The organism is Sphingomonas sp. Leaf62, from assembly GCF_001421915.1.
In the GTDB taxonomy this organism is placed as follows: Bacteria; Pseudomonadota; Alphaproteobacteria; order Sphingomonadales; family Sphingomonadaceae; genus Sphingomonas.
Window position 1 is genome coordinate 598,666 of sequence record NZ_LMLN01000030.1, and the last position, 7,173, is coordinate 605,838.

At 67.9% G+C, this 7,173-nt stretch carries 7 protein-coding genes and 1 pseudogene; 2 read left to right on the forward strand and 6 right to left on the reverse strand.

The features are described 5' to 3' along the window. Positions 1-31: 31 nt before the first annotated feature. From ASE91_RS18010 to ASE91_RS18030, 5 genes are read right to left on the reverse strand one after another with little or no spacing between them, the layout of a single operon-like run. Complete coding sequence (locus ASE91_RS18010; protein ID WP_056628718.1) at positions 32-433, reverse strand: thiol-disulfide oxidoreductase DCC family protein; 402 nt, start codon at positions 431-433, stop codon at positions 32-34. Beyond that, on the reverse strand, positions 426-962 hold the full coding sequence (locus ASE91_RS18015) for a DUF4166 domain-containing protein (protein WP_056001640.1): 537 nt from the start codon (positions 960-962) through the stop codon (positions 426-428). Before ASE91_RS18015 ends, ASE91_RS18010 begins: the two co-directional genes overlap by 8 nt. After that, positions 956-1,429 (reverse strand): DUF2269 family protein, encoded by a 474-nt coding sequence (locus tag ASE91_RS18020; protein ID WP_056001643.1) that lies wholly within the window; start codon positions 1,427-1,429, stop codon positions 956-958. The genes ASE91_RS18015 and ASE91_RS18020 overlap by 7 nt, the downstream gene beginning before the upstream one ends. After that, positions 1,422-2,690, reverse strand: a complete 1,269-nt coding sequence (locus ASE91_RS18025; RefSeq protein ID WP_056001647.1) for an SDR family oxidoreductase — start codon at positions 2,688-2,690, stop codon at positions 1,422-1,424. Before ASE91_RS18025 ends, ASE91_RS18020 begins: the two co-directional genes overlap by 8 nt. A gap of 14 nt (positions 2,691-2,704) precedes the next feature. After that, positions 2,705-3,028: a hypothetical protein gene (locus ASE91_RS18030; protein WP_056001648.1), complete on the reverse strand. Its 324-nt coding sequence runs from the start codon at positions 3,026-3,028 to the stop codon at positions 2,705-2,707. A 162-nt stretch (positions 3,029-3,190) separates the two neighbouring features. On the opposite strand from ASE91_RS18030, the gene ASE91_RS18035 reads away from it, so the two are divergent. Beyond that, positions 3,191-4,933 carry a sensor histidine kinase gene (locus ASE91_RS18035; protein WP_056628913.1) on the forward strand — a complete coding sequence of 581 codons (1,743 nt, stop codon included), beginning with the start codon at positions 3,191-3,193 and terminating at the stop codon, positions 4,931-4,933. After that, positions 4,930-6,273: a sigma-54-dependent transcriptional regulator gene (locus tag ASE91_RS18040; protein ID WP_056628720.1), complete on the forward strand. Its 1,344-nt coding sequence runs from the start codon at positions 4,930-4,932 to the stop codon at positions 6,271-6,273. Before ASE91_RS18035 ends, ASE91_RS18040 begins: the two co-directional genes overlap by 4 nt. Positions 6,274-6,296: 23 nt before the next feature. Here ASE91_RS18040 and ASE91_RS18045 read toward each other — a convergent pair. Then, positions 6,297-7,173, reverse strand: a pseudogene (locus tag ASE91_RS18045) (integrase); the annotation flags it as partial.

Consider the following 7,173-nt stretch of genomic DNA (forward strand, 5'->3'; position numbering starts at 1 on the left):
TCCTCCTCGCAAAGCTGCGTTCGTGATGCCGCTAGGGCAGAACCCAGCCAGCATCTTCCGGCGCCGGCAGCCAGCACGTCTGCCTTTGACCAAACAGGCGATAGCGGTTGCGGGCGATCCATCGATAGACCCGGTCGCGCAGCCAATTTGGTACCGGGCGGAGCGCGCCCGCGACGCGCCAAGGCCAGCCGAGACCAACGTAGATCGCGATCACCGCCTCGCTGTCGCGCCAGACCCGATCGCCATCGATGACGAGGATTGTGTCGGGGTCGGTCGGATCGATGCCATGCTCGCGAAACAGCGCAGTTCCTGTCGCGCCCCGCATCGCGGCCAGCCGGAAGCGGTGCTGGCGGTCGTAGCGGAGGATGATGCGGGCGTTAGCAGAGCAAAGGACGCACTGCGCGTCGAACAGGATGATCGGGCCGTCAGTCATCGATCCGCTCCATGCGACCAGTGTAGCGGATGATTTGGCCGAAGGGCCAGAGGTCGACGGGCACGTCGAAGATGTAACGCCCATCCTCTTCGCTTTCGCGGGCGTGGCAGTGCGGTCGCAGTGCCGTCGGCAGCGCAAGCCCGAGGAAGCGAAAGCCGATCAGGTCCAGCCGGAGCGTGCCGCCCTCCACTGATACCCGGAAAATGTTGGTCGCCATGCCCATCCGTTCGATCATCAACCCGTCGCGCTCGATGAGCGTGCTGCGATAGCGGCGTCCGGCGAAATCGCGATGCCAGTGTTCGGCGGCACCGCGCCGCTCGAACCTGACCGTCACCGGAATAGCCGTCCCCGCGGCGGGCAGGCGCATCAGGCGGCAGAGCAGCCTTGCCAGCGGGTTCGGGTTTGTCTCGACCTGCGCCACGCCGCGCCAGCATTGGTCGATCGGACTGTCATGGGCCTCGCGCAACGTCGGCGGCAGGTCGTCGATCGCGCTGCCGAGCAGACGGTGGAACACGGGCTGGGTCACCATGCGATCTCCGGTTTGGTCACCATCAGCCAGAAGATGACGAGCACCCCGATAAACGCGGGCCAGCCGAGCAGGAACCACGTCCGCGATAGCTGAAAATAACGCGCCGGAAGCGACATGTCCGCCGGGGTGGCATCGGCGATGCGGCGCATCCGGATCTGGATGCCGACCACCGGCAACCAGCAGGCCCCAACCATCAGATAGAGCGCGATTGACGCCGCGAGCCAGCCCGTCGTCAGCGGAAAGCCCGCAATCTGCGCCAGCCACACACCGGTCACCGGCTGGACGATGACGGCGGGGGTGGTGAACAACCAGTCGGCGAGGACGACGTTACGGTTGACCACCCGCCGCGCGCCCGCGTCACCGGAGCGGTTCGCCATCCACCCGTGGAAGGCGGTGCCGAGCCCGGTGCCGAACAACAAGGTCGAGCTGAGGATATGGACGGTTTTCAAAAGCAGATAATCAGCCATGACGTGTCTCCAGCGCATTGACGGCAAGCGACAGGGCGAGGACGGCGATGTTCTTCGCAAGCGGACCGAAGGGGTCGGCCCAGAGTTCGGGCGCAATACGGGTCAGGATCAGCGTGTAGGTCGCCATCAGGGCGATCCCCGCGAGCGCCGCGCCTCGTATCCGCAGAAGCAACGCAGCGCCGACCGCGATGTCGGCCAGCGCGCCTGCGCATAATGCAATCGTCGCCGCACTCCCCGACAGGCCGACCCGCGCCATCCACGCCATGTTCGTCGCCGCCGGGGTGACGAACAGCGGTATCGCTCCACCCGCGAACCAGACCAGTGCGAGCGCGACGCGAAGGATCGGCGCAATGGGCGCAAGCCGTGCCGTCCGCAGATCGCCTTCGCTCGCCGGGCGGCGGGCCAAGGCCTGGGCGATCGGTGTCGGTCGGAAGCCGGTGAGGGCAACGAGCGGCTCGACGGACGCCGTGTTGCCAGCCACCAGCATCGCCAGCCCCTCACTCGTCACCGGACCGATGCCGAGGCGAGCGACTCCGGCGATCAGCCATCGCGGCACCGTCACGCGTATCGTATCCGGCAAGCCCAGCCAGCCGCGCATCGTCGCCACCAACGCCGCCGTGGTCATCGGCTCGGGTCCGACCGCATCGATCCGCGCGGCCAGCTGCAACGAGGCATGAAGAAGGCGAACCAGCACCTCGACCAGATCGTCGACATGGATCGGCTGGATCAGGCCATCGGCACGGCCAAGGTCCGGTGTGACCGGCAGCGCCGCGAGCGTGGTGAACAGCGCGCTGCTCTGCCCGCCATGGCCGATAACGAGCGACGGCCGGACGATCGCCCAGCCGATCGCGTCCCCCATCCCCGCCAGATGATCGTCGGCAGCGGCCTTGCTGCGGTGATAGGCGCTGGGCGCATCGGCCGCCGCCCCCAAGGCGGAAATTTGGAGTACGCGACTGACCCCGGCGGTGCGGCAGGCATCGAACAGCGCGATCGGTCCGCCAGCATGGACGTTCGCATAGCCCCGGTCGTCTCCGAACAGACCAGCGCAGTTGACCACCGCGTCGACGCCCGCCAACCGCTCGCGCCAGTCGTCTGCGCGGTCGGTGGCGAGATCACAGCGGATCGCGTTGGCGCCCGGCAATCGCCGCCTCAAGCGATTCGGCGCGCGGCCAGCGGCGGTGACGCTGACGCCCTCCGCCACCAGCCGGGCGGCGAGGTGGCGACCGATGAAGCCGCTCGCGCCAACAATCAGGACATGCATCGCCCCCGCTCCCGTTAGGCGGCGGCGCGGGGGGTGCGGCTCCACACCGCAAAGCCCATCCCGACCAGTGCCATCAGCACGCCGATCAGCGCGCTGGTCATCGTCCCCTGCACCAGTTCGGTCGGATCGGTGGCAATGCCGCGCCACGATACGAACAGCATCGGCGTCGCGACCATCATCACCGTCGACCACACCGTCCAGAAGCGCGAGCGGTCCTCGGTGCCGCACAGTTCGGCGAGCAGGATCGACAGCGGTCGCCAGAGCGTCACGACGGCCAGCAGCGCGATCAGGCCGGTCAACGCATAGGTTACGAGCAGGGCTGCAATGGGCAACAACATGGTTGGTCTCCTTCCAAGCCGGACGATGATCGCCCGGCTTGGAAGGCCCTTTGCGAATGGCATGCCAATTGCCACGGATGGCGGAAATGCGTGGCTTTCCGTCCGGCAGGTAGTGCGCGATTGTCAACGCCGTGAACGGAACAAGCTGCTATGCTGTCAACGATGGATATAGCTGTCGGCCTTTTCGCCTATATCGGTGCGCTGTCGCTGACCGCCATCGCCAGCGCGTTGCTGGCGTTGTTCGTCGTGCTGCGGGCGCGGGCGGTGCCGGGGTCGAGCCTGCTCGCCGTGTTTCTGCTCGGCGTCGGGCTGTGGAGCGTGGCGCAGATGCTTCCCGCGCTGATGGGGCCGGCGGCGACGCCGGTGACGGCGACGCTGATCGCGCTATCGCCGCTGCCCGCGGCGGGGTTTCTGCATCTGGCCTTCGCCTTTGCGCTGTGCGGCGTCGTGCGGCAGGTGGCGATCGCCGGCTATGCGACGGCAGCGTTCGCGGCGTTGGTCGGACTGGTCTTCGGCGTCGGGGCGGTGGTGCCGTGGCATTGTTTTCCGGGGATGTTCGTGCCGTCGGTCGTCGGCTGGTGCGTGCTGGGGCTGGCGGCGCTGCTGTCGGTCGCCGGGCATGTGCGGCTGGCGCAGACGTGGCGCGAGCAGGACGGCGCCCATCGGCGACAGGCGGGGGCAGTGTTCGTGTCGAGCCTGATCGGGCTGGTCGCCCTGACCGGCTTCGCCTTTCCGGCGATTGGAATCGATGCCTATCCGTGGCCGGTGCTGCTGCTGCCGTTCTACTCGGTCGCTTTGGTCTACGGCATCGTGCGGCACCGGTTCATGGCGGCCGACATCTGGGCACGGCGCGGATTGATGTGGCTAATGTTGGTCGCCGGCGCGGGCGCGGCGAGCGCGTTGATCGCGTCCTTGCCACTGGCGATGGCGGGCCGTCCGGTGGGGCTGTTCGCGACCTGGGCGGCATTGGCGGCGACACTGGCGCTGGGGCTGGCGATCCTCGCCCCGCTGACGCGGCTGGCCGACCGGGTTGTGTTCCCCGGCGGACGGATCAGTGAGGCGGACGTGGCCGAATGGCGTGACCGGCTGGCGGAAGCCCCCGACGAAGCCGCGCTGGGCGAGGCTGCCTTGCGGTTGCTGCGCCAGCGGCTGAACCTGCCGGCCGATGGGCCGACGCTCACCATCACGGGCGAGGCGGTCGCCCTGAAAGGCTGGGACGACGCTCCGGCCGCCACCCGCCATGTCGCCGAACGCTTTGCCGGTCTGGTCGCCGAAAGCGCCCGCCGCCTCTCCGCCGCCCGCCGCATGGTCGATGCCGAACGCGAGGCGCGACTGGCCGAGTTGGGGGCGCTGGCGGCGACCGTCGCGCACGACCTGCGTAACCCGCTCGGCATCGTCCAGATGGCCGCGACCGGCGCACCGCCGGCGGTGCGATCCGAGATCGGCGAGCAGGTGGCGCGGATGAACCATCTCGTCACCGACATCCTCGACTATGCCCGCGCGTGGACGATCGTGCCGCAGCCGCTGCGCGCTGCCGACCTTGTTGCATCGCTGGGCGTAGAAGCAGAACTGCCCGAGGGGCTGATGGTGACGGCGGATCGCCACGCGCTGTTGCGCGCACTGACCAACCTCGTCGACAATGCCCGCGCGCTCGGCACCCGCGTCGCGATCGTCGCTGAGGCTGGTCCGCCCGTCACGATCGACATTTGCGACGACGGTCCCGGGATCGCGCCCGAGATCCGCGACAGCCTGTTCCGCCCCTTCGTCTCACGCCGCCCCGGCGGCACCGGCTTGGGCCTCGCCATCGTCCGCCGGATCATGGAGGCGCATGGCGGCACCGTGACGCTGGCCGAGCGACCCGGCTGGTCGACCTGTTTCCGCCTTACCTTCGGAGCGTCCCGATGATCCTGCTCGCCGATGACGAACCCGCCTTTCAGCGGCTGACCGGCGCGTGGTTGCGCGGGCTTGGTCATGACGTCGAGGTCGTCGGCGATGGCGATGCGGCGGTGGCGGCGTTCAAGGCGAAACCTGCCGACCTTGTCCTGCTCGACCTCGCAATGCCGCCGCATCATGACCCGGCTGCGGGGCTGACGCTCATCCCGGCGTTTGCGCCCGCCGCGGTGGTAGTGATGACCGGTCATGCCGATCATGCGCTGGCGCTGAAGGCGGTCGAGGCGGGCGCATGGGATTTCCTCGCCAAGCCGGTCGATCCCGACCTGCTGCGCGTCGTTGTCGCTCGCGCGCTGGAGCGGGCGCGGCTCGCGCGTGAGGTCGCCACGCTGCGCGCACAGGCCGGAGCCAACGAAGATATGGGGCTGGTCGGCACCTCACCGGCGATGGCGGGGTTGCGCGACCTGATCCGCCGGGTCGCGCCGACCCGTCTTCCCGCGCTGGTGCTGGGGCCGAGCGGAACCGGCAAGGAACTGGTCGCCCGCGCGATCCACGCCGCCTCGCCGCGCGCCGCCCGACCGCTGGTCCCGATCCATTGCGGCGCGGTCCCGGCCGAATTGCTGGAGAGCGAGCTGTTCGGCCACCTCAAGGGCAGCTTCACTGGCGCCACCGCCGACCGACTCGGCCTGATCGAGACCGCGCATGGCGGCACGCTGTTCCTCGACGAGATCGGCGAGATGCCGCCAGCCATGCAGGTCAAGCTGCTCCGCTTCCTCAACGACGGCAGCTACCAGCCCGTCGGCGCCCGTGCCCCGCGCGAGGCGGATGTGCGGATCGTCGCGGCCACCCACCGCGACCTCGCCGCCGCCGTGGCCGAAGGCGGCTTCCGCGAGGACGTGTTCTACCGCCTCAAGGGCGTGGTGCTACGCACGCCTTCGCTGGCCGAGCGGGCGACCGATGTGCCGCTGCTCGCCAGATTGTTCCTGCGGCGGGCGAGCGAAGGGCGGGCCAGCTTCTCGCCCGATGCGACGGAATGGCTCGGCGGGAGGGCATGGCCCGGCAACGTCCGCGAATTGCGCGCCGCGGTCGAATGTGCCGCCGCCCTCGCCATCCCGGGCGCGGCGGGCACGATCGTCACCGCCGACGATCTCGCGTTCGCCGTTGGCGACGCTCCGTCGGAAAGCGTCTTCCCCGCCGCCCCCCAAAGCCTCGAAGACGAAGTCGCCGCGCTGGAACGCCGTCGCATCGTCGAGGCACTGGCGCGCACCAGCCACAACCACACCCACACCGCGCGCGAACTAGGCCTCTCGCGCGTAGGCCTGCTCAAGAAGATGGATCGTATGGGGCTTCGGTGACCTCGGTCCTGCAACCGCATCCGTCAGCCTCTCGTCCTCCGGCCCGCCGACTGACGTGTCGGGCGGGCGCAGCGCAGATGCTTCGGCAAGAGGTTGATAGTTTCAGGCAACGGCAGATGGCTGGTGACGATGGGCAGGCGGTCCACGACATCCGCCAGAATCTGCAGCCGCGTTGCCCCGGCATAGCGGACGACATTCTTGCCACCGATCTGCTGCCCGAGAAGGTCCGCCCGTGTTTCCTCAAAGGTTTGCAACGCCTTCAACTCGGTGCTGACCATGTGCCGGCCGCTATGAACCGCCTGACCCGGCTTGATGAGCGCCAGCAACGGCTTGATCTTCAGCCAAATGGTGTTGAAGAACACATCACCCAGCGGTCGACCACCTTTACCGGGTACGATTTCCGGGAATAGATATTCTTCCCCAGCCGCCCGCATCGCGGCGACGTAATTCAACAGCCCAAGCCGGCGAAGTTCCGCGCAAATCGGTACCTTCCTGGTGCTTTTGGCCGTCTTCACCCGCCCGGCGCGGGTGTTGCGAATGTCGAAATATGGGACGCCGTCTTCCTCGCCGATGTCTTCAACGAGCAGCTTGCACGCTTCCTCGCGCCGCATTCCCGAGTACCAGACGATCGGCATAATCCAATAGACCGCATCATGCCAGATCCGCCCGCCGCAGCCCTTCGCGAACCGACCATCCAGCGTTGGGCTACCGGTCCACATCCTTAGCGCGAATATTTCTTGGCCTTGCTGAATGGTGTATGGATCACGCTCCGTCCGTTCGTCGCGCTCCTCTTCCATTAAGATATAGTCGGAGAAATCGAGCGTTCGCATCGTCGTCTTGAGCTGCTGCCGGTTCCGTGGACACCGAGATAAGGTGTTTTTGGAACCGGAGGATGGAGAT